We start from the raw sequence: 24944 nt of genomic DNA, 5'->3' as shown, positions 1-24944 counted from the left end.
CGAGCCCTCGTCCCGCGCGGCGTCCCCGGGTGTCGGGAAGTTGCCGCCGGACCCGCGGCGCGGGCACGCACCACAGCGGGCGAGGCGCGTCGCGCGCTCCGCCCGCTGCCGGTCGGGCCCCGCACGCCGCGGTCAGGCGCAGTCGGTCGCCGCGACCGGGGCCACCTCCTCCGTCGTCACCGTCTCGCCCTCGACGGTGCCCGTCGCACGGACGGTCACGGAGCCCTCGCCGACCTGCGTCGCCCGCACCGCGAACGACTGGTAGGCGTTCTTCCCCGGCGCGACGTCCTCGAACGACCGCTTCCCGTACGGCGTCTCCAGGACCACGTCGACGGGGCCGTCGTGGTCGTTCGTCGCGCGGACCGCGACGTACGCCTTCCCGGCGAGGCAGCGCGCCTCGGCCGTGACGGTCACGGGCACCTCCGGGTCGGGACCGCCCGTGCCCGGGTCGTCCGCGAACGCACGCCACTCGGTGACGGCGACGGCCGAGTACGTCGTGCCGTTGCCGTTCGCCTGGAACGTCGCGCGCAGCCGGGACGTCGTCACGGGGTCGAACGTGACGGTGTTGAACGCCGTCGTGCTCGTCCCGTAGGCCGACGGGTTCGTGACCGGTGCCCAAGCCTGCGCGGCCTCGTCCCAGTACTCGAGGACCCACGCGTCCGGCGCGTTGACGCCGTCGCCGCTGCCCGGGGCGGAGTCGCGCCAGAACTTCAGCTCGGCCCCGGTGAGCCGGATCGGGCGCGACCAGTCGTAGCGGGTCCACAGGGTCGCCGGGCGGTTCCCGGACCAGGTGCCCCAGATCTGCGCCTGGCTCGGGTTCGCCGGGTCGGCGCCGTCGTTCAGCGCGCCGACGCTGTTCCAGCCCGCCGTGTACGACGCGCTCACCGTCGCGATCGGTGCGACGTTGCCCGTGAGCGGCCCCGAGATGTCCGCGGGGACCGTCACGCTCTTCGGCGTCTCGACGTTGCCCGCCGCGTCGACCGCGCGGAACGACACGCGGTGCTGGCTCGTGTCGGGCGCGGCCACGGGCTCCTCGTAGGCCGTCCACGGCCCCGTGCCGATCGCGTACTCGACCCGCACCACGCCCGACGTCGCGTCGGTGGCCGTGACCGCGACGGTCCGGGCCTCGGCGTCGAGCGTCCCGGTGCTGACCGGAGCCACGCGGTCGATCCGGACGTCGAGCGACTGCTCGGCGGAGACGTTGCCCGCGCGGTCGGTCGCCGTCGCGACGACGCGGTGCTCGCCGTCGCCCGTGACCGTGACCTCGGTCGTGCGCGTCGGCTCCGTGACGACCGGCGCGCCGTCGTCCACCTGCGTGGACAGGACCACGCGGCCACCCGAGTCGTCCACGCCGTCGGCGCGCACGCGCACGTCGGACCGGAACCAGCCGTCGCTGCCCGCGCTGCCGAGCGGCGTGAGCGCGAGCGTCGGCGCCGTCTCGTCGCCCTCCACGGCCTCCGCCGGGATCACGGTGACCTCGGCGCCCACGCGTCCGGCCGCGTACCCGAGCACGGACCCCTCCACGGTGAACGTGCCGGGCGCCGCGACGTCGTCGGGCGTGACCGCGTCCCAGAACGCCGGGACCTGCAGCGTCTCGCCGCCCGGGAACGTAACCGGGACGGTGGCGGGGAGCTCGGTCTCGCCCACCTCGACGGTCGTCGCGGGCGGGTCGACGGCGTCGGGCTGCTGCGCGAGGACCTTCCACTCCTCGACCGCGACGGCCGAATACGTGCTGCCGTTGGTGGAGGCGTCGAAGACCGCACGGACCTGCGTCGTGGTGACCGGGTCGAACGTCGTGTCCTGGAAGCCGGCCGTCGCGGTGCCGTAGCCGCTCGGGTTCGCGACGTCGACCCACGTGCCGCCGCCGGACGCGTCCCAGTACTGGATGCGCCACGATGCGGGGGCCGCGACGCCGACGCCGGTCCCCTGCGGCTGGTCGTTCCAGAACTCGATCTGCGAGCCGGCCACGCGCATCGGCTGGTCCCACGTGTACTGCACCCACTGCTGCGGCGGGTTGCTGCCCGTCCACGTGCCCCACATGTCCGGGGGCAGCGGGTTGGGGCGGACGATCTCGTCGTTGAGCGCCTTCTTCCAGTACTGCGTCGGCACGGGCTCGTTGGAGACCGTGACCGTCGCCTCCTGCGCGACGTTCGCGCGCGGCGTCGTGTCCTTGGACTTCTCGGGCGTCGTCACGACCTGCTTCATGCGCGGCGGCGACTGCGTGTCGTCCCACTGGACACGGTCGATCGCGACCGAGCGCCGGAAGTGGTTCCCGCCCTCGGCGTCGGCCGTGTGGTACGCGATCCACCACTCGCCGTCGAGCTCGACGATGCCGGGATGGCTCGTCGTGGAGGAGACCGGCGCGAGGATCGTCCCGCGGTACGTCCACGGGCCCTCCGGAGAGGACGCCGTGCCGTACGCGATGCACGCGTGGTAGTTCGCCGGGGTGCACTGCGAGGTGGGGCCGGCGTTGTTGCCCGCGTACGCCAGGTAGTAGGTGCCGTTCCGCTCGAACGCCCAGGCTGCCTCGAAGAACCCCGTGAGGCCGGTGACGGTCCGGACGGTGCCGACCGGCGTCTTCATGTCCTGCCCGAGCTCGAGCATGCGGAGGTTGCCGAAGCTGCCCCACCACACGAAGACGCGTGCGTCGTCCCCCTCACCGTCCACGAGGACCGTGGGGTCGATGTTGTGGATCGTGTTCGCCGTCGGGACGCGCTGGGAGATGATCGGCGCGCCGACGTGGTCCGTCCACGGACCCGTCGGGGAGTCCGAGACCGCGACGCCGATGCCGAAGGCGTCGCTCGCCGGGCTCGCCGCCTCGTGCACCGGGACGTACCAGTAGTAGCGGCCGTCGACGCCCGCCACGACCTGGCCCGCGTAGGCGCGGCCGGGCGTGGCCCAGTCGAAGACCTCCTCGGGCCGCATGAGCGACGGGTGGTGGGTCCACTCCCCCGCGTCGGGGTCGCTCGTGACGAACGCGCCCCACTCGTTCATGATGAAGTCGTTCTGGCGGGGCCCCGCCTCGTCGTGGCCGGTGTAGACGTAGAGCTGGTCCTCCGCGGTGTCGTTGCCGGGCGCGCCGGCCGGGACCACGAGCGGGGCCGGGTCCGCCGAGTAGTAGCTCCCGTCGTCGAGGATCGGGTTCTCCGTGCTCGTGAACGTGTACGGGTCCGCCGCCGACGCCGGGCCCGCCGACACCGCGACGGCACCGAGGGCGAGGGTCAGTGCGAGAGGAACGGCGAGGGGTGCGGTGACGCCGCGCGCCCGTCCTCGCGTCCGCGAGCGCCCTTCCCGGTGATGGATGGTCATCTGGTCTCCTGACGGTCGGCGCGAGACGTCGTCGTCTCGCGCGGAGAGGGTCGTGCGCCCCGGGAGTTCCCTCGGCCCCCGGGACGCACGGTCTGGGTCGCCCGTGCCGGCGGGCGCTGACCGGTGCTCGTCCGGCTCGTGGCGGTGACGTCCCCGCGCCGCGGCGCGGGGGTCGGACACGTCACCGCCGCCGGAGCGGCACCGTCGTGGTGCTCGGCGGGTCGTGTGGTGCGTCGCTGCGTCGCGCTCGCGTCGTCACGGGCGTGCACCTCTCCTCGTCGAGATGGGCTCTCAGGAGCCAACATGCCACAGACAGAAACCAGACCGCAATGGGTTTCGGTATCGAGCTGGACACAGCCCGCCGAGGCGCGGCGACGTCGTGGACTGGCGTTGCTCGCTGCCGTTGGGACCACGCCGATCCGACGCCGCCCGGCGTCGCGCCGAACGCGCTGGTCCTCCGAAATCAGTCGTGCAGGTTTTCGGTGTGGGTCGCGTGCCCCCGGCGCGCCGCGCGGGCACGGGCCCGGCTCGTCGCGACGGAGACGAGCAGCCCGACCACCACGAGGTCGAGCACGATCTGCACCATGGTCACGATCCGCGCGCCCTCTCCGACGGGGTGGACGTCGCCGTACCCGACCGTGCCGAGGGTGACGACGGCGAAGTACAGCGCGTCGGTGCGGTTCTCGATGCCCTCGAACTGGTCGGCCATGAGGTAGTAGGCGAGCGCGAAGAAGACGATGACGGGCAGGAGGAGACCCACGACGGACTGCACGCGCACGCTGGCCTCCTGGCCGGCGATCACCTGGCGCCGGACCTGCGCGGCGAGCACGCCGCACAGGAGCACGAGCCCCGCGACGAAGACGACGACCTGCAGCACGGGGGGCGTCTCGGCGTCGCTCGGCAGGGGCACGCCGTAGTAGACGACGAGACAGGCCGTGATCGAGGCGAGCGTGAGGATCGGCGTCCACCACGGGCTGTCGTGCGGGAGGCTGCGCATGCGCCAAGGATCCCGCTCCGGCGGCCTCCCGTCGCGCGATCTCGCTCGTGGTCCGGTTCGTGTCGGCGGGCCTGGCTAGGTTGAGGCGGTGACATCGTCGACGAGCGCCCCCGCGCGCGGCTCCGCCAAGCGCTCCCGCCCCGCCTACCGCTGCAGCGAGTGCGGCTGGACGACGTCCAAGTGGGTGGGCCGCTGCGGCGAGTGCCAGGAGTGGGGCACGGTCACGGAGGACTCCCCCGCGACGTCGGGCCCGCGCACGACGGCGGTGAACCCCACGCGGTCGCCCGCCCGGCCGATCGGCGAGATCGACGTGGAGGCGGCGCGCGCGACGCCGACCGGCGTCGCGGAGTTCGACCGCGTGCTGGGCGGCGGCATCGTCCCGGGCGCGGTCGTGCTGCTCGCCGGGGAGCCCGGGGTCGGCAAGTCCACGCTCCTGCTCTCCGTCGCGAGCAACGTCGCGTCCGGCGGCTCCGACCTGCCCACCGCGACGCGCGGCGCGTCCCCCGGCCCGACGACGCCGCCGCGCCGGGTCCTGTACGTCACCGGCGAGGAGTCGGCCGGGCAGGTGCGCCTGCGCGCCGAGCGCGTCGGCGCGCTCGCCCCCGGCCTGCTGCTCGCGGCCGAGACGGACCTCGCGACGGTGCTCGGGCACATCGAGGCCACCGATCCCGACCTGCTCGTCGTGGACTCGGTGCAGACGATCGCGTCGGCCGAGGTCGACGGGTCGCCCGGTGGCGTGAGCCAGGTGCGCGAGGTCGCCGCGGCCCTCATCGGCGCGGCGAAGGCCCGGGACCTCCCGGTGATCCTCGTCGGGCACGTGACGAAGGACGGCTCGGTCGCCGGACCCCGCACCCTCGAGCACCTGGTCGACGTCGTGTGCCAGTTCGAGGGTGACCGGCACTCGCGCCTGCGCCTCGTGCGGGCGGTGAAGAACCGGTACGGCCCGACGGACGAGGTGGGGTGCTTCGACCTCACCGAGGACGGCATCGTGGGCCTGGCCGACCCGAGCGGCCTGTTCCTCTCCCACACCGGCGCCGGCGTCCCCGGCACGTGCATCTCCGTGACCGTCGAGGGCCGCAGGCCGTTGGCCCTCGAGATCCAGGCGCTCGCCGTGCCGAGCTCGCTCACCAACCCGCGCCGCACCACGAGCGGCGTCGACTCGAGCCGCCTCGCGATGATCCTCGCCGTCATGCACCGGCACGCCGGCGTCCGGCTCGTCGACCAGGACGTCTACGTCTCGACGGTCGGCGGCGCGAAGGTCTCGGAGCCGGCGGCCGACCTCGCGATCGCGCTCTCCGTGCTGTCGGCGCGCGAGGACGAGGCCCTGCCGCCCGGCACCGTGGCGTTCGGCGAGGTCGGCCTCGCGGGCGACATCCGCCCGGTGACCGGGCTGGACCGCCGGCTCGCCGAGGCCGCGCGGCTCGGGTTCACGCGCGCCGTCGTACCGCGCGGGTCGTTCCCCCGGCCCGTCGACGGCTTGACGGTGCACGCCGCCCGGCACGTCAGCGAGGCGTTCGAGCTCGCCCGGTCCGGCGCGGCGGCACCTCCGCGGCCGTGACCGGATCGTGACCGGTTTCCCGCGCTGCCCCGCGCCTTCCGGGGCCTGACGGGACGCCGCAGCGTAGGATTTCGTCGTGGCCCCCTCTCCCGCGCACCCCGACGAGCTGCTCCGGGAAACCCTTGCCGCCGTGGCACCCGGCACGGAGCTGCGCGACGGGCTCGAACGCATCCTGCGGGGACGGACGGGAGCGCTCATCGTCCTCGGGCTCGACCGGGTCGTCGAGGAGATGTGCTCGGGCGGGTTCGTGCTCGACGTCGGGTTCTCCGCGACGCGCCTGCGCGAGCTGTCGAAGATGGACGGCGCGGTCGTGCTCGACCGCGAGGCGAACCGGATCCTGCGCGCCGCCGTCCAGCTGCTCCCCGACCCGACGATCGAGACCACCGAGTCCGGCACGCGGCACCGCACCGCGGAGCGCGTCGCCAAGCAGGCGGGGTTCCCCGTCATCTCGGTGAGCCAGTCGATGCGGATCGTCGCGCTCTACGTCGGCGGCCAGCGGCACGTGCTCGAGGACTCCGACACGATCCTGTCGCGCGCCAACCAGGCTCTGGCGACCCTCGAGCGCTACCGCGCACGCCTCGACGAGGTCTCCGGGACGCTCTCGGCGCTCGAGATCGAGGACCTCGTCACGGTCCGCGACGTGTGCGCCGTGGTGCAGCGGCTCGAGATGGTCGCGCGCATCTCCGAGGAGATCGCCGGCTACGTCATCGAGCTCGGCACCGACGGCCGCCTCCTCGCCCTCCAGCTCGACGAGCTCATCGGCGGCATCGGCTCCGACCGCGAGTTCGTCATCCGCGACTACGTCGACCTCGGCCGCAAGGACCGCTCCCTCGCCGACGTGCAGAAGTCGCTCGGCGGCCTCGACTCCACGCAGCTCCTCGACCTCGGGCAGATCGGCCGCGTGCTCGACCTCCCGGGCGGGGGCGACGCGCTCGACGCCGCCGTCGCACCGCACGGCTTCCGGCTCCTGTCCAAGGTTCCGCGCCTGCCCGGCACGATCATCGACCGGCTCGTCGCCCACTTCGGCGGGCTGCAGAAGCTCCTCGCCGCGAGCATCGACGACCTGATGGCCGTCGACGGCGTCGGCGAGCAGCGCGCGCGGGCCGTGCGCGAGGGCCTCTCGCGCCTCGCCGAGTCGAGCATCCTCGAGCGCTACGTCTGACGCTGAACCCGGACAGCGCTGTGCCCGCCGCGGTCGGACCGCGGCGGGCACGCTGTCTCCTGGACGGGTGAGGCGGAGTCGGACCCCGCCTCACCCGTCCTCAGGAGCGGATCAGCCGCAGCTGTGCGCGGCGTACTCGGTCTCGACCGTGGCCGTCCCTCCCTCGGCGTCCGTCGCCGTGACGGTGGTCGTCCCGGCGTCGAGCGCGTCGGTCCGGGCGTTGAACGACTGGTAGGCGTTCTTGCCCGGCGCGACGTTCTCGAACGTCTTGCTGCCGTAGGGCGTCTCGAGGGTGATCGTGAGCGGGACGTCCTCGTCGTTGACCGCACGGACCGCGAGGTAGGCGTTGCCGGCGAGGCACCTCGCCTGTGCCGTCACCGCGACCGTGCGCTCGTTCTCCCCGGCCGGCAGGCCGGTGAGGTACTCGAACCCGGTGGTGGCGAAGTCCTCGCCGTCGGGAGCCTGGTCCCACTCCATGACGTAGTACACGACGCCGGCCTCCTGCGCCGCGGCCAGGATCTCCTGGAGCGGCACGTCGCCGTCACCGAGGTTGGTGAACGTCGGGCGACCGCCGGCGTTCAGACCGGTGGCGTCCTTGACGTGCAGCAGCTCGATGCGGTCGCCGTACTCCTCGATGAGCGCCGGCACGTCGACACCCGCATGCGCCGCCCACGCGACGTCCAGCTGGAACGTCACGTACTCGGGGTTCGTCTCGCGGACCAGGATCTCCCAGGCCGAGAGGGTCTCGCCCTCGTGCTCGTACGTCGTGCGGAACTCCTGGTCGTGGTTGTGCCCGAAGAACTTCTCGAGCCCCGCGTCCACGGTCCGCTCACCGAGCCGGTTCATCGCCTCGGCCGTGGCCAGGGTGTTCTCGTAGGTGCCGATCCCCGGTGCGGGGAAGCCACCCGAGCCCACGTACTCCTGGCCCAGCGTCGTGACGAAGTCCAGCGTGGCGTCGAACGTGCCCTCGTTGACGTTGTAGTGCGAGGACTTCACGCTCAGACCGTAGGAGTCGACGAGCGCCCGGAACTCCTCCGCCGTGTAGCCGGCGAAGTTCCCGCCGAACGGCTCGATGTTCTCGAACCCGATCTCGGAGAGCCGCTCCAGCACGGCCGGGAGGCCGACCTCGTTGACCCAGGGGATCAGCGAGAACATCTGGATCGACACCTGGTCCACCGGGACGGTGATCGGCTCGACTGGACCGTCGCCGACGGCGAAGGTGACCTGGTCGACGTCGACGCCGCCGGTGCTCGTCACGACGATCGACCCGGAGCCCTCCGGCACCGTCATCAACGTCTGCGCGACGTCCTGCCAGCCCTCGCCGGTGAACTCGAACTCGGCGAGAGGCTCGGTGGCCTCGGCGCCCTCGCTCGACCAGCCCAGGGAGACCGTGCCCTCGCCGCTGCCGCGGACGGTGATCTCGTCGATCGCCTCACCGGTGGGGGCGTGGTGCAGCGCGATCGGCGCGTAGGTGAACGAGTCACCCTCGTCGAGCGAGGTGACGTAGCTGCCGGCACCGGCAGCCGCGTCGTCCACGACCTCGACGCCCTCGGCCGCGTCGTACCACTCGGCCTGCTGCACCTCGGGCTTGAGGATGTGCGTGGCCTCGCCGGTGATGGCCGGCACCTGACCCTGCGCCTGGTCCGTGTAGGTCACGACGAGGGTGCCGAAGATCTTCTCGCCCTCACCGTGCTCGACCGCGTCCGGGCTCGTCTGGATCGTGAACCCGCAGCCCGCCTCGGTGGCCGCGGCACGTCCGCTCACCTCGGGGTGCGCGTGCGTGTTGTGGCCGAGACCGAACGTGTACTGGATGTTGCGGCACGTCGGCTGGTCGCCGTCCTCGGCGTCGTTCACCGAGACGGTGTACGGGACGGCGTCACCCCAGTCGAAGATCGCGCCGTCCGGCTGGTCCAGCGTGATCTCCGGAGCGGTGTTGCCGACCGTGATCCGCTGGATCGCGAGGCCGAAGTTGCCGCCCGGGTCGGTGACGCGCAGCTGCACGTTGTACTGACCGAGCTCGGTGAACGTGTTCGTCACCGTCTCGCCCTCGGCGTCGTACTCACCGTCGGCGTCGAAGTCCCACTCGAAGGTCAGCTCCGAGTTGGGGCTCTCCGCGTCGCTGGTCGCCGACGCGTCGAACGTCACCTCGAGCGGCGCGGTGCTGCCCGAGATCGGGTCGGCCGAGATGAACGCGCGCGGGGTGCGGTTCCCCGAGCCGTACGTGATCTTGTACAGGCCCGCGTCGGGGTTCTGGCGGAAGAAGCCGTCACCGTACTCGAGCACGTAGAGGGCGCCGTCAGGACCGAACTCCATGTCCATGACGTTGTCCCAGATCGGCTGGTTGACCGTCTCGAGGTGGTCGTTGGGCAGGAAGTCCTCGACCGCGGTGACCTGACCGGCGGACGAGAGCTCGTCCATGGTGAACGCGACCACGTAGTCCTGCGAGAACTCGGCCATGAACGGGTGCCCGTCCCAGTACTCCGGGAACTTGACGTCCGACTCGAGGCTCTCGTCGTAGCGGTAGATCGGGCCGCCCATGGGCGCCTGGCCGCCACCGCCGAGCTCGACCAGCGGGTCGAGCACCTCGGGCTGGTCGCCCGGGTTGTCGCCGTAGTAGACCTGCGGCGCGGTGACCGGCGGGACCTGGTCGAGACCCGTGTTCCACGTCGAGTTGTTCTCGGGTCCGGCCTCGCAGTCGAAGAACTGCGCGCCCGGCGTGCCGGTCGCGTAGTCCCACTCGTTGTACGCGGCGTTCGGGCCGTGGCAGTACGGCCAGCCGCCGTTCATGGGCTCGGTCGTGAGCTGCCACTCCACGTAGCCCATCGGGCCGCGGTCGGGCTGCGCGGCGCCCGCGTCGGGGCCGTAGTCGCCCCAGGACAGCGACGCGGACTCGAGGTCGTAGTCGATGCGGAAGGGGTTGCGCAGACCCATCACGTAGATCTCTTCGCGCACGAGGTCGGACTGCTCGGCGCCGTCGAAGAGGTTGCCCTCGGGGATCGTGTAGGTGCTGTCAGGGCCGACCTCGGTGTCGGCCGCGAGGTCCTCGATCGGGTTGATGCGGAGGATCTTGCCGCGCAGGTCGTTGGTGTTGCCGGCGCCGCGGCGGGAGTCGAAGCCCGGGTTCATGCCGGGCGCGTTGTTGATCGGCGTGTAGCCGTTCGCACCCGGGGTGCTGGCCGGCGTGTTGTCACCGGTGGACAGGAACAGGTTGCCCTCGGCGTCCCAGGCCATGTCCGCACCGACGTGGCAGCACTGGCCGCGCTGGGCGTCGACCTTGATGATCTCGCGCTCGGTGGACAGGTCGAGCGTGCTGGTCTCCGGGTCCCACGTGAACCGGGAGAGCTGGTTGTAGCCGAGCCACTGGTCCCAGTAGCTCGCGTCCGCGCCCGCGGGCAGCGAGTTCGGCGCGCTCCCCTGCGGGGTCGTCTCGGGGTACTCGACTCCCGTCGGCGACGTGCCCTCCATGACGCGGGGCGCGTAGACCATGTAGACGAAGTGGTTCTCCTCGAAGTTCGGGTCGAGGGAGATGCCCTGGAGCCCGTCCTCGGAGTTCGAGTAGACGTCGAGGTCCGCGATCTGCGTGGTCCGCCCGGTCGCCGGGTCGGACAGCCGCACGACGCCGTCGCGGGCCGTGTGCAGGATGCGCGAGTCGGGCAGGACGGCCAGGTCGATCGGCTCGCCCGTGTTCTTCGAGATCAGCGTCTTCTCGTACTGGTTCCAGTCCGTCGCCGGTTCCTCGGCGGACGGTTGTTCCTCATGGCCGGGGTGCGCGCTCGCCGCGCTGATCGTCAGTGGTACGACCACCGCGGCGGACATCGCCGCCGCGATGGTTCGGGACAGCCAGCGGCGGCCCGTGGTTGGTCTGTGCACAACGTCCTCCTTGACGTGGATCGAGGAGCCGGCGGCCCGGATCGTGTGCAAGGCGTCGTGACCGTTCGTCGTGCCGCCCCGCACGGATCGGTGGACCTCCAGACAGGCTGGGAGCGCTCTGCGGCGAGCGTCTCCCACGTGACGGACGGGAGAGTTCTCCCGGGTCACGCGACCGACCCTACCCGGCACTTTTGCCGATGCCAATACCAAAGCCGGTAGGGATCTTCGCAGTTGCGTAGTTGGAGCGTCTGAAGTAAGGCGGGACGTCCCGTCCGCGGGAGGCTGCTCGTGGAGGCTCACGAAGGGCTACAGCACGCGGTTCACGCGGTGGAAACGGTCAGGAGGCGTCCCGCGCGGCGGTGAGAGGCGCGCCCCGCTCGTCGCACGGCGCGTCGACGACGACGCCCGCCGCGTCCGACTCCAGCTCGAGCAGCACGAGGGTGCGTTCCATCGCCGTCGGCCGGAGCTTGCCGACCTCGTGGCCGTGCGGGTGGTCGAAGAACGCGAGGAGGCACAGCAGGAGCGTGATGACGAGGGCGACGCTGCCCATGAGGACACCCTGGGTGGCCGCCCCCTCGGCCGAGTCGGCGAAGAACAGGAGGAGGACGAAGATCGTCGCGGAGACCACGTAGAGGACCAGCCACAGCGGCAGCGGGATGAGGCCCTCGGCGCCGTGCACCCGCGACTGGCGCGCCTCCTCGCGGTCCGCCTCCTGGGCGAGCCACCGGTCGTACGCAGACTGTTCCGTGTCGGAGGCCGGAACGACCCCGCGGATCGTCTCGAAGAGCTCGACGCCCCACGGGTTCACGGCGTCACCGAGCTCCCCGTCCGCCATCTGCTCCCACTCGAGGGAGACCACCGACCGGGCGTAGCACACGAGCTCGCCGGAGAGCTCGGCGGCGTCGGGGTCGGCGAGGAACTGCGCCGTCTCGAGCTGCTGCACGACGATCCGCGCCTCGGCCTGGGCGCCGGTGCGCGCCTCGTCGTACGACTCGAAGGCGAGGAAGACGATGAAGCCGAGGAGCACCGAGAACCCGGTGGCGACGACGCCGAAGACGCCGGCCGCCCGGTCGCCGTCGGCGAACCTGCTGCCGGCCGGCGCGCGGCGACGCGCGAGCAGCATCGCGACGACAGCCAGCGTCGTCACGGCCGCCGTGACGACCGCGCCGACGAGGATGCTCATGCTTCCGCCACCATCACGCCACCCCACCCCGCGTCGGGACGTCCTGCGTCGGGCGCCACCCTACGCGGGAGACGCCGCGCGCGCCGGGGCGGGACGGCGGGAGGACCCGCCGCCCCGCCCCGGTGAACGAGCGCTCAGCCGCAGCTGCGCGCGTCGTACTGCTCGGTGACGGTCGTCGACCTCCCCTCGGCGTCCGTGGCCACGACCGTGACCTCTCCGGCGTCGACGCCCGTCGCCCGCGCCGCGAACGACTGGTAGGCGTTCTTGCCCGGCGCCACGTCGGCCACGGTCCGGGTGCCGAACGCTGTGTCGAGGCGCACCGTGAGGGGCCCGTCGTCGTCGTTGGTCGCGCGGACCGCCACGTAGACCTTGCCCGCGAGGCACCGCGTCTCGGCCGTGACCGAGACCTCGGGACCGACGGGCACGCCGTCGCCGACCGTGAGGGTGAGCGTCGTCGTCGTGGTGCCGGCGGTGCTCACGTAGTCCGGCAGGACGAGGTCGCCCTGGATGACGTAGACGCCCGGCTGGTCGACGACCGACTCGTCGTAGTCCCACTCGACGCCGATCGCCTGGTTGTCGCGCGACCCGTCGTTGTACGACACCTCGACCTTGGTGGGCAGCCAGGGCTGCTCGCCGACGTCGACGCTCTGCTCGAACTGCTGGGCGCCCTGGATCGAGATGCCGCCCTGCGAGCTCTCCGGCCGCACGTAGACCCGCGCCTCGGCGATGAGCCCGTACGTGGTGTTCGTGCCGTAGACGACGAACGGCTCGACGTTGGTCTCCGCCACCATGGCCGGCGTGATCGGCTGCCAGGTGAAGTCGACCGTGCCGCGACGACCGCTCGAGTACACGACGTCGAGAGCCGACGGGAGCGTCGGCACCTCGCCGGTGACCGTGCGCATGATGACCGGGCTGGCCACGGTGTCCACGGTGTCGCCGTTGACGCGCCACCGCAGGACGCCGGTCCCGGCACCCGTGCCCTGCACGCCGGTGATCCGGACCCGCAGGTACTGCGCCTCGACGGCCTCGAACTCGAGGTGGTTGTACGCGTCGCGCTGGAGAGCGCCCGCGTACGTCGAGCCGCCGGTGAGCGTGACGGGCGTCCAGTCGGTGCCGTTCTGCGAGTGCTCGACGACGTACGTGTCCGCGCGCGGCATGCGCGTCCCGCCGTTGTCGTCGTACCAGTAGAGGTCGGTCGACGCGACGAGCACCGGGGACTCCCACGCGTACCGGATCCACGCCGCGTTCTGCGGGCTCGTCCCGTTCGCGGGCTGTCCCCACGTGCCCCAGCCGTTGCCGGCGCCGGGGTTCGAGCTCGCCGGGGTGGTCGCCTCGTTGACGCGCAGCGGGTTCTCCCACGACGCCGACCCGCTCGTCGTGATCGTCGCGAGCGCACCGAACTCGGCCGAGGTGGCCTTCTCGGTGAGCTCGACCTCGACGTCGCGCTCGGTCGTCAGCTCGCCGTCGGTCGCGGTGAGCCGGAAGACGTACGTCCCCGGCTCGGTGCCCGTGACCGTCGTCCGCAGCGCCCCGGCGTCGCCGTAGATCACGCCCGCGCCCTCTGGTGCGGAGACCGTCGACCACGCGGAGGTGAGCACGCCGTCGTCGGGCAGGCCGTCGTCCGTCACCGTGCCGACCAGGCTCGTGGAGAGGTTGCCGTCCTTGGAGCGGTCGACGTTCACCGAGACCGTCGGTGCGTCGTTGACCACCTCGGGGACGTCGCGACCGGAGTCGAAGACCTGGATCTCCGAGATCGCCGTCCAGAACGACGGCGTGTTCGTGAAGGCCACCCGCACGCGGTCCGTCGTGACGGTCTCGAAGAGCGCCTCGTTGAACTTCGGCCCGGGGATCTTGGGTGCCTTGAACGCGTCGGGCACCGTGGCCCAGCCGCCGGAGCCGTCCGGGACCTGGATCGAGTACCGCGACGGCTCGCGGTAGCCGCCCGCCTGCCGGTCGCTGACGAACCACACCTTGACGTTGTCGAACGACGTCGGCTCGCCGAGGTCGAGCTCGACGTACCCGGTGTCTCCCTCGGTCCCGTAGTTGCCCCAGTAGGGCTCGTTGACGGTCGTGCCGTCGGTGACGGCGGCGAGCGACACGGGCTGCTCGGTCGTGCTGATCGCACCCGGGGTGTAGTTCATCGACCCCGTGCTCCAGCCGGGCGTGTGGAACTGGCGCCACGGCGTCGGCCGCGGCCCTTCCTGGGTGGCGGACGACGAGAGCTCGGCGCCGCGCGCGAGGTTCTCCGCGTCCTCGGTGAGGTCGATGCCCGCCGTCTTCAGGTAGGACACGACCCGCTCGTCGTCGATCGGGGTGTCGACGGCCGTGGGCACGTCCGCGCCCGTGTCGTCGACGACCTCCACCGCGAGGCCTTCGTCGGACTCGACGACCGCGTTGGCCGCCGGGTCGTAGACGAACCGGCCGAGCGCGTCGGCGGTCGCCTTGCGCTCGCCGTCGACGAACAGCGAGTAGCCCTCACCGAGGCCGTAGTGCGAGCCGTCCTCGTCCCACACGATCGTGACGTCCTGGCCGTGGTACCGCAGGTTGTTGACCATGAAGTGGTCGTACCCGAGGTCGATCGGCCAGAGCTCGATCTTGTCGTCGGACCGCGGCTGGATGCCGCCCATGTCCTCGACGTAGATGTAGTTCATGTTGCCGAGCATCACGTGGTTCGGGTTGTTGCGGTTGTACGTCTGCGTGGCCGGGTTCCAGTTCGAGTAGTACTCGGCCTGGTTCGGCGCGCGCACGTCGCCGCCCGGGTAGACGCTCCACGCCATCCAGTCGAGCAGCCGTGCGGCGTACTCGGGCGTCACGTACTTCTGCTCGGGGTCGTAGTGCCGCAGCGCGGAGCGCACGGCGCGGTACTGGACGGTGAAGTTGATGTTGGAGAAGTTGTTCGACCCGCCGATGTTGTACTTCGTCTTGTCGTACTGGTTCGCCGTGTAGAACGGGAAGATCGGGAAGTTGTCCCCGTAGCGCAGGAAGCGGAACCCGTCGACGTACTGCTCGGCGTCCTCGACCGGGATGAGGTCCTGGGCGTAGACGTCGTAGAGGTTGGACTCGCGCGCCGGGACGAGGTCGCGCTCGGCCTCCGGCAGCGGGTTCGCCGCGCCGTTGTTCGACGTCGGGGCGGACTGCGCCCCGTGCGACGTGCCCGCGAGGAACATGCGGGCCGACTCGCTCCAGAGCCGGTCCAGGACCGCCGTCCGGATCTCGTCGGCCTTCGCCTGCATCTCGCCGACCTTGGCGTCGTCGGCACCGGACATCGCGTACAGCTGCGCGGCCGCGTCGAAGTCGCCCCAGACGTAGGCCGACTCCGGCCGCTCGATCGTGCGCGCACCCGGCGCCCCGGCGTTCACCTTGGGGAACCCGAACGAGATCGCGTCCGAGTCGTTGCCCGGCATGTAGTTCGTGTCGTAGGCGATGAGGTTGTCGTCGTTGCCGTCGTAGTGCTCGAGCTGGCCCTCGCCGTCGCCCTCGAAGTACGTCGCGAAGCGCTCGGCGACCGCCGGACCGCCGCCGTGCACGTTGTACGCCTCGAGGCCCGCGGTGCCGAGGTACTGCGAGTAGTGATTGTTCCAGCTCGTGTGCCCCGGGCTGTCGAGGAACGCCGACGAGCCGGAGAGCTCGCCGATGTTGAGGATCTGCCCGTACCCGAGGTAGGGGTTGCGGATCCACTTGGTGTCCTGGAGGTGCATCGGCTGCGTGAGCGCGACCGAGTTCTGGTACAGGTTCACGCCCTCGATGGTGGTCGGGTACTGGTACACGTAGCCCGGCTCGTTGGTGTCGAGGCTGTTGTAGCGCTCGCCCCACCAGCGGTAGACGATCGCCTTCTCGATGGCGTCGCTCGGCACGTCGATGTACGGGATGTCCTGCGCCCACTGCCGGTTGAACGCCGTGACGCCGTCACGGAACGCCTCGGCCGGGGCCATCGCCGCGTACTGGTCGAACTGCTCGAACGACTCCGGCAGCGCGTCGGACCCGAGGACGCCCACGACCGACAGCTCGACGGAGCCGCCCGCCGGCACCGTCACGGCGCGGTCCAGGTTGGTGCCCGACCGCTCGAAGCCCTCGGCCTTGAGGCCGACCGTCACCGTCGACCACGGCGTGTCGACCAGGCCGTTGTTCGCACCGCTCGTCAGGGTGCGCGTGCCCGTGAGCTCGTCGGGCGCGTCGGTCGAGGTGGTCGCGAGCGGCGACGCCGCACGGACCGTGAACGACGCGTCGGCCGCACCCGGGTTCGTGAACGTGATCGTCGTGAGCGCCACGTTGTCGTACGTGATGAGCTTCTTGAGGTCGGCCGTGACGCCGGTGGTGCCGACCGTGTACCGCGCCTTGGCGTGGCTCGGGGCGTTGACCCGCTGCGCCCCGACCTCGGTGACCGTCTGCCCCGGGACCGTCACGGTGTAGAGGTTGCCGAGGTTGTTCGGCCCGCCGGCGAACGCGGACCCGGCGAAGCCCATGACGTTCCAGTTGCTGTTCCCCCGCAGGTACAGCGAGCGCCCTCGCGTCTGGAGCACGCCGTTGCCGGACGTCCCGGTCACGCCGAGGACGCGGTCCAGGTAGTAGTCGGTGCCGCCTGCGGCGAGGTCCTTCTCGAAGATCGACCCGTGCATGGAGCCGGCGGTCCACGGGACCCCCGGCGCGAGCGCCGCGCTGGCCGCGGCGACCCCCGTGTACGTCGGGTCGCCGATCTCCATCGAGTCGGTCTCGCCGTTCGTGTACACCCCCACGTCGCTCTCGTTGCCCGGCAGCACGTCGGCGTGCGCGCTCGCCGGGACCAGCGCGACGCCCGTGACGGCGAGCGCGCCCGTCATCGCCGAGGCGACGACCCTTCTCAAGGTTCTTCCCGACATCACTGTGTCCTCTCCATCGGGAACCGGAACGGGACAGGGCACCGCCGCCGACGCGCCGGCGCGGGACGACGACGTCCCGTGCCGCGCCCCGTCGCACCCGCGACGACCACGCACCCCGCTCGCGTCCCGTCCTCGCCACGCCCCTGCCCGGGTCGACGACGCAGCGGGGGTGAGCGCGTCAGCGCGCCACACCCCGTGCCACCGCCCCGTGAGCACCTGGGCCGTCTCGACGACGAGATCGCCAGCCGCTGGCCAGTCAACCAGCCTGATCACAGGAACGCAATGGTTTTCGGTGATCCGTCAAGCCGACACGGAGGCCCGATGCGTCGGTGCGAAACGGCGACTTCGTGCGGATCGGCGCCATTCCGCGGCTCCGGGTGCCCATCGGAAGGGAGCGCGTGCAGCCAAACTTCTCGAGCCGTCTCGAAACCGCGTCGAGCGGTTTTCGGCGCGTGTCGCCACGGCCGGCGGCGCGAGGCGAGGAGCAGGGAGGCGGCGCTACCGGCCCGGGGAGGGCCCGGCGGGCGTCCCGCCTCCGGGCGGCGTGCCGACCGCCGTCGCGGCAGGCTGCTCGGCAGGGGCCTCGCCCTCGGTCGCCGGCTGATCGGGCGGCGTGCCGGCCGGCGGCTCGGTGGGCTCGCCGGTCGGCTGCTCGGTGGGTTCGTCGGTCGGCTGCTCGGTCTCCGCAGGAGCCGGCCCGAGGATCGTGAACGTGGCGGGCTCGCTCGTCGCCCCCTCGACGCCGTCGACGCTCACGAGCACGGTGTACGCGCCCGGCGCGGCCACGGGCTGGTCCGGCGCGCAGCCCTCCACCGAGCGGTGCATGTCCCACCGCACGGTCGTGGAGACCTCGTCGCCGCGGCTCATGAGCAGGAGGTTCTCGCCCGAGGCGCAGTGCGCCGACGACCACACGGGCTCGTCGCCGGACCGGACGAGCACCTGGCGCACCGCGTCGGAACCGTCGACGAGGCAAGGACGCGCCCCGACGTGGCGCATCGTCACCGCGAGGACGACCGCCTCGTTCTCGGTGAACTCGGGCTTCGCGGGAGCGACGGAGAGCTCGAGCGACGCGGCGTCGCAGTCCTGCGGCGGTCCCGCCGCCTCGGGGGTGGGCGGCGCCGTCCGCCCCTCCTGCGGCGCGCCGTCGCCTCCGAGCATCGGCTGGACGGCCCGGACGACGACCTGGCCGAGCAGGACCAGCGCCACGACGAGAGCGGCGAGGAGCGCGAGCGCCACGACGCGGCGGCCCCAGAGGACGCCCCGCGAGGGTCGGGCGTCGGCACCTGTCGGGGTGCTGCGCGTCCGTGGCGTGCTCAACGAGGACCTCCAGGTCAGGGCTGTCGAACGGCTGTCCGGGGGACGGGCCGCATGCCGCCCGTCCTCGCTCGTGCCCACGCTAGTTCCGCGCGCGCCGATGCCGACCGAGCCGCGCCGGGACGCCCCGACCTCGGGGCAGAATGGGTCGATCGCCACCACCGTCAGGAGGGCCGCCCAGGTGCCCGGCACGCTCGACCGCACGCCGTCCGTCGACGCTCACGCCGAGCTGCGCGGTGCCGTCGGGCAGTGGTTCCGACGCACGGCCCGCGACCTGCCGTGGCGCGCGGACGACAGGACCGCGTGGGGCGTCCTCGTGAGCGAGGTCATGCTCCAGCAGACGCCGGTCGTCCGGGTCGAGCCGGTGTGGCGCGAGTGGATGGAGCGCTGGCCCACCCCTGGCGACCTCGCGGCTGCGCCGACGGCGGACGTGCTGCGCGCGTGGGGACGCCTCGGCTACCCGCGCCGCGCGCTGCGCCTGCAGGACTGCGCGCGCGCCGTCGTCGAGCACCACGACGGCGAGGTGCCGACCGGCGAGGAGGCGCTGCGCGCGCTGCCCGGGATCGGCGAGTACACGGCCGCGGCCGTGACCGCGTTCGCGCACGGGCGCCGCGCGGTCGTCGTCGACACGAACGTGCGGCGCGTCCTCGCGCGCGCGGTCGAGGGCGTCGCGCTCCCGGCGCCGTCGTACACGGCGGCGGAGCGGCGCCTCGCCCACGCCACAGCCCCCGCGGACGACGACGCGGCGACCTTGTGGGCCGCCGCGTCGATGGAGCTCGGCGCGCTCGTGTGCACCGCCCGGGCGCCGCGCTGCGGCGCGTGCCCCGTCGCGGACCTGTGCGCGTGGCGCCGAGCGGGCCGGCCCGCCGACGAGCACGCGGGCCGGCGCCGGACGCAGGCCTGGGCGGGCACGGACCGCCAGGTGCGGGGCCGGGTGATGGGCCTCCTGCGCGACGCCCCCGGCCCGGTCCTGCGCGACGTCGTCGCGCAGGCGTGGCCGGACGCCGCCCAGCTCGACCGGTGCGTCGCGAGCCTCGTCGAGGACGGGCTGGTCGAGCAGGACGGCGAGACGTACCGGCTGCCTGCCTGAGCACGGCGGACCGGGTCAGGTCGTCGGCATCCAGACCCGCATCGTCGACGGTCCCCGGCTCGCCCAGTCGTGGTAGGCGACGAGCGGTACGTCGATCGCCGCCTCCCCGTCCACCTGCGCCGTGCGCGAGCCGGGGGTCGCGCCGCCCGGCGCGTACGGCCAGGGCGCGGTCCGCCCGTGGTCGACGACGACGCCCCGGACGACGACGCGCCCGTCCACCTCGCGGGGCGGGACCGACGGGTCGACGCGCAGGTCGGCGACGTCGCGCCCGCCGGGCAGGTCGACCGACTCGACGCACAGGACCTCGGGGCCGCGCTGCACCGCGACGCAGCCGCGGACCGCGTCGATCCGGTCGTCGGGACGCAGGAAGCGCGGCGACGTGTCGAGGTCGAGCACCACGACGCTGCCCGTCCTCAGGTCCGGCACGGCGACGGATCCCGCGGGCACCGTGCGCGCCGTCCCGTCGTCCACGGTCAGCGTCGCGGTCGGCGACCACGCCGGGACCCGCAGCGTCAGCGCCCAGCGGCCCGAGGGCGCCTCGACGATCCGCACGCGCACGCGCCCGTCCGCGGGGTAGGCGGTCTCCACGTCCACGGCGACCGGCGCCCCGGACGGGAGCGTCACGCGGATCTCGCTCGTCGCGTACTGGTGGAGCTGCAGGCCGCCGTGGTCGACGGTCGCGACGTACGCGGCGAGGCTCGCGAACGTCCGGGCGACGTTCGGCGGGCAGCACGAGACGTGGAACCACGGCGCGCGCAGCGACGACTCGGCGCGCGCGCTCGCGACGTCGGTCGCGGCGGGCTCCCCCGGCACGCGCTGGTGGAGGGTGTTCGCGTAGTAGAACGCCCGGCCGTCGTCCGCGGGCGACGTCGCGACGACGTTGAACAGCGCGCGCTCGACGGCGTCGGCGTACCGCGCGTCCCCCCGCGCGAGCAGGAGCCGCCACGCGACCATGACCGATCCCACGGCGGCGCACGTCTCGGAGTAGGCGCGGTCGGGCGGGAGGACGAAGTCCTCGCCGAACGCCTCGTCCTGGTGGTGCGAGCCCTGGCCCCCGGTGACGTACGTCCGGGCCGCGGTCGTCCGTGCCCACTGGCGGGCGACGGCCTCGACGAGCGCGTCGTCCCGCGAGTCCACGCCGACGTCGAGCGCACCGGCCGCGAGGTAGTTCGCGCGCACGGCGTGCCCGCGGAACACCTCGGCGTCGCGCACGGGGACGTCGTCCTGGTAGTAGGACCGCCCCCACTCGATGTCGGCGAGCGTCCCGTGGCCGCGGCGCTCGACGAAGAGCGCGGCCTGGCGCAGGTACCGCGGCTCGTCGAGCGCGCGGCCCAGCTCGGCGAGGCCGACCTCGATCTCGGCGTGGCCGCACACCCCCTGGTTGCCGGCCGGCCCGAACACCTCGCAGACGTGGTCCGCCGACGCGCGGGCGACCTGGACGAGCAGGTCGTCCGGGTGGCCCGTGCGGGCGCGGGCCACGGCCGCCTGCATCAGGTGGCCCTGGCAGTACAGCTCGTGGCCCCACTCGAGGTCGGAGTACCGGTCGCCCTGGCCGGGGCGTCCGAACATCGTGCTGACGTACCCGTCAGGCTCCTGCGCGGCCGCGACGCGCCGCACGATCGCGTGGAAGCGCTCCTCGAGCCCGGGGTCCGGGCGACGACCGAGCTCCCACGACATCGCCTCGAGCAGCTTGTACACCTCGGAGTCGCTGAACTCCCGGCCACGGCGTCCCTCGGGCAGCCCGCCCTGGGTCGCGAGATCGAAGTTCGGGAGCCAGCCCTCGCGCTCGAGCCAGTGCTCGATGTGCCCGAGGGTCGCGGTGCGGTTCACGTCCTGGCGCCGCGCCCAGAACCCGTCCGTGATCTGCACCTCCGCGAGGCCGAGCGGGTGCAGGCGCCCGGAGGCGGGGACGACCGGTCGCCCGCCGTCGCCCGCGGGCACGGCGCCGGTGGGCGGGGTCGCGGCCGGGCGCGACGGGGTCATGGTCATGGCAGAACCTCCGGGGGCGGCGCGTCCGCCCGGGTCGTCGGGGAGGCCGCCCAGGGGCGGCGGGTTCGGGGACGGCGTCGTGGACGCCCGGTCGTCGGTCATCCCTTCAGCGCGCCGGACATGAAGCCGCGCACGTAGTGGCGCTGGAGGAGCAGGAACAGGACGATGCACGGGACCGCCAGCACGACGACGCCCGCCTGGGTCGCGCCGTAGTCCACGATGCCCATCACCTGCTGGCGCATGTTCGCGACGGCGAGCGGCAGCGGTGCCTTGCTGGAGTCGGTGATGAGGATGAGGGGCGCGACGAAGTCGTTCCACGCGGCGAGGAACGCGAACAGCCCGACCGTGATGAGACCCGGCTTGACGGCGGGCAGCAGCACGCGCCACAGCGCGCCGAACGACGAGCAGCCGTCCACGAGCGCGGCCTCGTCGAGCTCGCGCGGCACCGACTCGAACGAGATGCGCATCATGAACGTCGCGAACGGCAGCTGGAACATCGCGAGCACGAGCGACAGCCCGACGAGCGAGTTCTGCAGGCCGATCTCGTTGAGCAGCACGTACAGCGGGATGAGCAGCGTCGCGTACGGGACCATGAGGATCGCGAGCGTCACGAGGAACAGCACGTCGCGGCCCGGGAAGCGGAAGCGCGCGAAGGCGTAGCCGCCGAGCAGCGAGACGCCGAGCGTGAAGAGCACGGTGAGCCCCGAGACGACGACCGAGTTCCACAGGTACTGCACGATCCCGGCCTGGTAGCCCGCGAGCGTCACGTAGTTCCCGAAGCCCCACCCGTCGACCTGGTTGGAGCCGGGCTGGGGCGAGACCGACGCGACGCCCGCCCACACCAGGGGGAAGAGGAAGACGAGCGCGAGCCCGCCGGTGAGCACCCAGTACGGGGTACGCGTGGCGATGCCGGCGATGCGCGCTCGCGGGGCCTGGCCGCGCGGCGTCGACCGGGCGGGGGCCGGTGCGGTGGCGGTTCCGGTCATGTCACTTCTCCTCGGGGGCGCGCATCGCACGGATCTGCGCGAGGTTGATGAGGACGAGGGCGGCGAGCACGATGATCGACAGCGCGGCCGCGACGCCCAGGTCGTTCTGTCCCTGGAAGGCCACGTTGTAGATGAGCTGGACCACGGTGATCGTGCTGTTGTCCGGGCCGCCCTTCGTGAGGATGTAGAACTGGTCGAAGGCCAGCAGGGACCCGGTGACGCACAGGATCGTGCACAGCGCGAGCGACGGTCGCAGCAGCGGGAGCGTGACGCGCGAGAAGGTCTGCCAGCGGCTCGCGCCGTCCATGCGCGCGGCCTCGTACACCTCGTGCGGGATGCCCTGCAGCCCCACCATGAGCAGGAGCATGTAGAAGCCCGCGAAGCGCCAGACGACGAGGAAGACCGTGGACCACAGCGCGCCGTCGGGCGTGCCGAGGAACGACACGGGCTCGTCGACGATGCCGAGCGCCTCCAGCACGGGCGAGATCGGCCCCACCTGCGGCGAGTACAGCGCGTAGAAGAGCAGGGACGCCGACGCGAGGCCGAGCGCGCTCGGCACGAGGACGGCGGTGCGCAGGAAGCTCTTCCAGTGCGTCGACTCCTGGACCAGCAGGGCCAGCCCGAGACCGAGGCCGATGAGGAGGACGGTCGCGATGACGGTGTACTTCAGCGTGAAGACGACCGAGTCCCAGAAGAAGCGGTTGTCGACCGCGTCCTGGAAGTTCTCCGGGAAGTTCAGCCCCTGGTTCCCGGACAGGAGGGGCCAGTCGGAGGCGGACATCTGGCCGACGAGCAGCACCGGCAGGACGAAGAAGACGAGGACGAAGATCGCGGTCGGGGCGGCGTAGGCCCAGCCGCGCGCGGACTGCGAGCGACCGGGGCGCCGGCGCCTCGGCGGTGCGCCGGACCGGGTGCGCGACCCGGTGTCCCCGGTCGGCGGGAGCTGCTGTCCCTGGCGTCGCGAGGACGACGGGGCGGACTGCACGGACATGACGGTCTCCAGGTTCGGGCGGAGGGACGCTCGAGGGTCGCGCCGCCGCCGGACGGCGGAGGGCCGGTCGACGGCGGCGGCGCGGTCCTGCTACTGGGAGAGCACCGCGGTGATCTCCTCGTTGTCCTCCTCGATGCTCGAGGCGTCCTCGAACACGGCGTTGCGGACCAGGGTCATCCACGGGCTGTTCGGCGCGTTGAACGCCTGCTGGAAGTTGCGCGCGACCGGCGTGCGACCGGCCGCGGCGACCTCGTTGATCGTCACGACGCGGGGGTCGGCCGAGGAGTACTCGTTGTCGACCAGGTCGGCGCGCGAGACGACGTCGCCGTTCTGCGCGAGGACCTCGACCTGCGCGTCCTCGGACATGAGCCAGGACAGGAAGTTCCAGGCCTGGTCGGCCTTCTCGCTGTCCTTGGAGATGCCGATGCCGTCGCCGCCGACGAAGGTCGAGCCGCCTCCGTCGGGGCCGGGGATCGGCGCGACGCCCACGTCCACCGTCTCGTCGGCGGTCGACAGGAGCGTCGCCGGGTACGGCATGACGCCGATCTTGCCCTCCTGGAACGGGGCGACCCACGTCGCACCCGTCTCGTCGCGCGAGCCGGCGCCCACCGCGTCGGAGTCGACGAGGTCCTTGTAGGTGGCGTACACCTCCTGCGCGGTGTCGCTCGCGAGCAGCGACTCCGTGCCCTCGGCGTTCATCACGTCCTCGTCAGCGGCCCAGATCATCGGGAACCACGTGAAGACGAGGCACCCGCCGCAGTTGCCGCCGAAGAACGTGCCGTCGACGCCGCCACCGAGCGCGTCGACCGCCTTGGCCTGCTCGGCGAACTCCTCGAGGGACGTCGGCCCGGCCTCGGGGTCGAGGCCGGCCTGCTCGTACAGGTCCTTGTTGTAGAACATCACCGACACGTCGAGGACGAACGGCAGGACGTGCTCGGCGTCGTCGTACGTGCCCGCCTCGAGGTGGCCCGGGTTGATCTCGTCCGCGAAGTCGAGCTGGTCGATGCGGCTGGTGACGTCCTGGAAGAGCCCCTGCTCGACCCAGTTGGGCACGTAGACGATGTCCGCGGCGAAGAGATCGGGCAGGCCGTCGCTCCCGGCGGCCGCGCCCACCTTGGCCACGTAGTCGTCGTTGGGGACGATGGTCAGCTCGACCTGGTTCTCGTGGCTCTCGTTGTAGGCGTCGACGAGCAGCTTCGCCTGCTTCTCGAGGGGTGCTCGCGTCCACAGCGTGAGCGTGCTGCCGTCGTCGACGCCCTCGGCACCTCCGGCGCCGGCGGTCGCGGGGGTGTCGTCGCCCCCGTCGGAGCCGCCGCACGCGGCGAGGCCGAGAGCGGTGAGGCCGATCACCAGCGTCGAGGCCACGGCCTTCGTCGCCGACGTCCTGCGGTGGTTCGTCATCTCGCGTCTCCTGTACTCGTCGTCGAGCCAATGCGCCTCGCCCGGCGGGTCCGCCGGACGTCCGAACGCCTTTTCGGTCCGGGTGTCGCCGCCGGAGCCGTCGCCTGGCCGTCGTGCCCCGCCGACGGCTAGTCTTCGATGCTCCAGGGCCCCACCGGGGCTGTTCTTCTCGATCTCCACTTGACCGAAAGCACCCGAAAAGGTTTTCTGAATCTAGGACAGGCGCACGGACCCGTCA

13 protein-coding genes are annotated in these 24944 nt (G+C 72.3%); 3 read left to right on the top strand and 10 right to left on the bottom strand.

Going from position 1 to position 24944, the window contains the following annotated elements:
- Nucleotides 1-132: 132 nt before the first annotated feature.
- Both V5D56_RS08660 and V5D56_RS08655 read right to left on the bottom strand, forming a co-directional pair.
- Nucleotides 133-3309, bottom strand: coding sequence for a family 43 glycosylhydrolase (locus tag V5D56_RS08660; RefSeq protein WP_435738638.1), 3177 nt, complete (start codon nt 3307-3309; stop codon nt 133-135).
- A 463-nt stretch (nt 3310-3772) separates the two neighbouring features.
- On the bottom strand, nt 3773-4306 hold the full coding sequence (locus V5D56_RS08655; protein WP_435738637.1) for a potassium channel family protein: 534 nt from the start codon (nt 4304-4306) through the stop codon (nt 3773-3775).
- A gap of 88 nt (nt 4307-4394) precedes the next feature.
- Between V5D56_RS08655 and radA the strand changes: the two genes are divergently transcribed.
- A complete protein-coding gene (gene radA, locus V5D56_RS08650; protein WP_435738636.1) occupies nt 4395-5864 on the top strand; it encodes a DNA repair protein RadA in 1470 nt (489 codons plus the stop codon).
- A gap of 76 nt (nt 5865-5940) precedes the next feature.
- Nucleotides 5941-7026, top strand: a complete 1086-nt coding sequence (gene disA / locus V5D56_RS08645) for a DNA integrity scanning diadenylate cyclase DisA (protein WP_435738635.1) — start codon at nt 5941-5943, stop codon at nt 7024-7026.
- Nucleotides 7027-7137: 111 nt separating this feature from the next.
- On the opposite strand, the gene V5D56_RS08640 is transcribed toward disA, so the two are convergent.
- From V5D56_RS08640 to V5D56_RS08625, 4 genes are all read right to left on the bottom strand, one after another.
- The gene (locus V5D56_RS08640) at nt 7138-10896 is read right to left on the bottom strand and encodes a PQQ-dependent sugar dehydrogenase (RefSeq protein ID WP_435738634.1); all 3759 of its coding nucleotides are present in this window, start codon (nt 10894-10896) and stop codon (nt 7138-7140) included.
- Between the two features lie 337 nt (nt 10897-11233).
- Nucleotides 11234-12079, bottom strand: coding sequence for a hypothetical protein (locus tag V5D56_RS08635; protein WP_435738633.1), 846 nt, complete (start codon nt 12077-12079; stop codon nt 11234-11236).
- 134 nt (nt 12080-12213) lie between these two features.
- On the bottom strand, nt 12214-16935 hold the full coding sequence (locus V5D56_RS08630) for a galactose-binding domain-containing protein (RefSeq protein ID WP_435738632.1): 4722 nt from the start codon (nt 16933-16935) through the stop codon (nt 12214-12216).
- A gap of 498 nt (nt 16936-17433) precedes the next feature.
- Nucleotides 17434-18252 (bottom strand): hypothetical protein, encoded by an 819-nt coding sequence (locus V5D56_RS08625; protein WP_435738631.1) that lies wholly within the window; start codon nt 18250-18252, stop codon nt 17434-17436.
- 178 nt (nt 18253-18430) lie between these two features.
- Between V5D56_RS08625 and V5D56_RS08620 the strand changes: the two genes are divergently transcribed.
- Nucleotides 18431-19339 (top strand): A/G-specific adenine glycosylase, encoded by a 909-nt coding sequence (locus V5D56_RS08620; RefSeq protein ID WP_435738630.1) that lies wholly within the window; start codon nt 18431-18433, stop codon nt 19337-19339.
- Between the two features lie 15 nt (nt 19340-19354).
- On the opposite strand, the gene V5D56_RS08615 is transcribed toward V5D56_RS08620, so the two are convergent.
- From V5D56_RS08615 to V5D56_RS08600, 4 genes are all read right to left on the bottom strand, one after another.
- On the bottom strand, nt 19355-21328 hold the full coding sequence (locus tag V5D56_RS08615) for a glycoside hydrolase family 127 protein (protein ID WP_435738629.1): 1974 nt from the start codon (nt 21326-21328) through the stop codon (nt 19355-19357).
- Nucleotides 21329-21426: 98 nt separating this feature from the next.
- Nucleotides 21427-22314 carry a carbohydrate ABC transporter permease gene (locus tag V5D56_RS08610; protein ID WP_435738628.1) on the bottom strand — a complete coding sequence of 296 codons (888 nt, stop codon included), beginning with the start codon at nt 22312-22314 and terminating at the stop codon, nt 21427-21429.
- A 1-nt stretch (nt 22315) separates the two neighbouring features.
- Complete coding sequence (locus V5D56_RS08605; protein WP_435738627.1) at nt 22316-23305, bottom strand: carbohydrate ABC transporter permease; 990 nt, start codon at nt 23303-23305, stop codon at nt 22316-22318.
- Nucleotides 23306-23395: 90 nt separating this feature from the next.
- Nucleotides 23396-24706 (bottom strand): ABC transporter substrate-binding protein, encoded by a 1311-nt coding sequence (locus V5D56_RS08600; protein WP_435738626.1) that lies wholly within the window; start codon nt 24704-24706, stop codon nt 23396-23398.
- Between the last annotated feature and the right edge of the window lie 238 nt (nt 24707-24944).

It is taken from the genome of Cellulosimicrobium sp. PMB13 (genome assembly GCF_051294865.1).
Lineage (GTDB): Bacteria > Actinomycetota > Actinomycetes > Actinomycetales > Cellulomonadaceae > Cellulosimicrobium.
This window is presented reverse-complemented; position numbering and strand designations above follow the sequence as displayed.

What these genes read in the sequence shown, in the direction of transcription:
- V5D56_RS08605 (WP_435738627.1), bottom strand. Translation starts at nt 23,305, where the DNA reads ATGTCCGTGCAGTCCGCCCCGTCGTCCTCGCGACGCCAGGGACAGCAG.
- V5D56_RS08615 (WP_435738629.1), bottom strand. Translation starts at nt 21,328, where the DNA reads ATGACCATGACCCCGTCGCGCCCGGCCGCGACCCCGCCCACCGGCGCC.
- V5D56_RS08630 (WP_435738632.1), bottom strand. Translation starts at nt 16,935, where the DNA reads ATGTCGGGAAGAACCTTGAGAAGGGTCGTCGCCTCGGCGATGACGGGC.
- V5D56_RS08655 (WP_435738637.1), bottom strand. Translation starts at nt 4,306, where the DNA reads ATGCGCAGCCTCCCGCACGACAGCCCGTGGTGGACGCCGATCCTCACG.
- V5D56_RS08635 (WP_435738633.1), bottom strand. Translation starts at nt 12,079, where the DNA reads ATGAGCATCCTCGTCGGCGCGGTCGTCACGGCGGCCGTGACGACGCTG.
- V5D56_RS08660 (WP_435738638.1), bottom strand. Translation starts at nt 3,309, where the DNA reads ATGACCATCCATCACCGGGAAGGGCGCTCGCGGACGCGAGGACGGGCG.
- V5D56_RS08610 (WP_435738628.1), bottom strand. Translation starts at nt 22,314, where the DNA reads ATGACCGGAACCGCCACCGCACCGGCCCCCGCCCGGTCGACGCCGCGC.
- V5D56_RS08600 (WP_435738626.1), bottom strand. Translation starts at nt 24,706, where the DNA reads ATGACGAACCACCGCAGGACGTCGGCGACGAAGGCCGTGGCCTCGACG.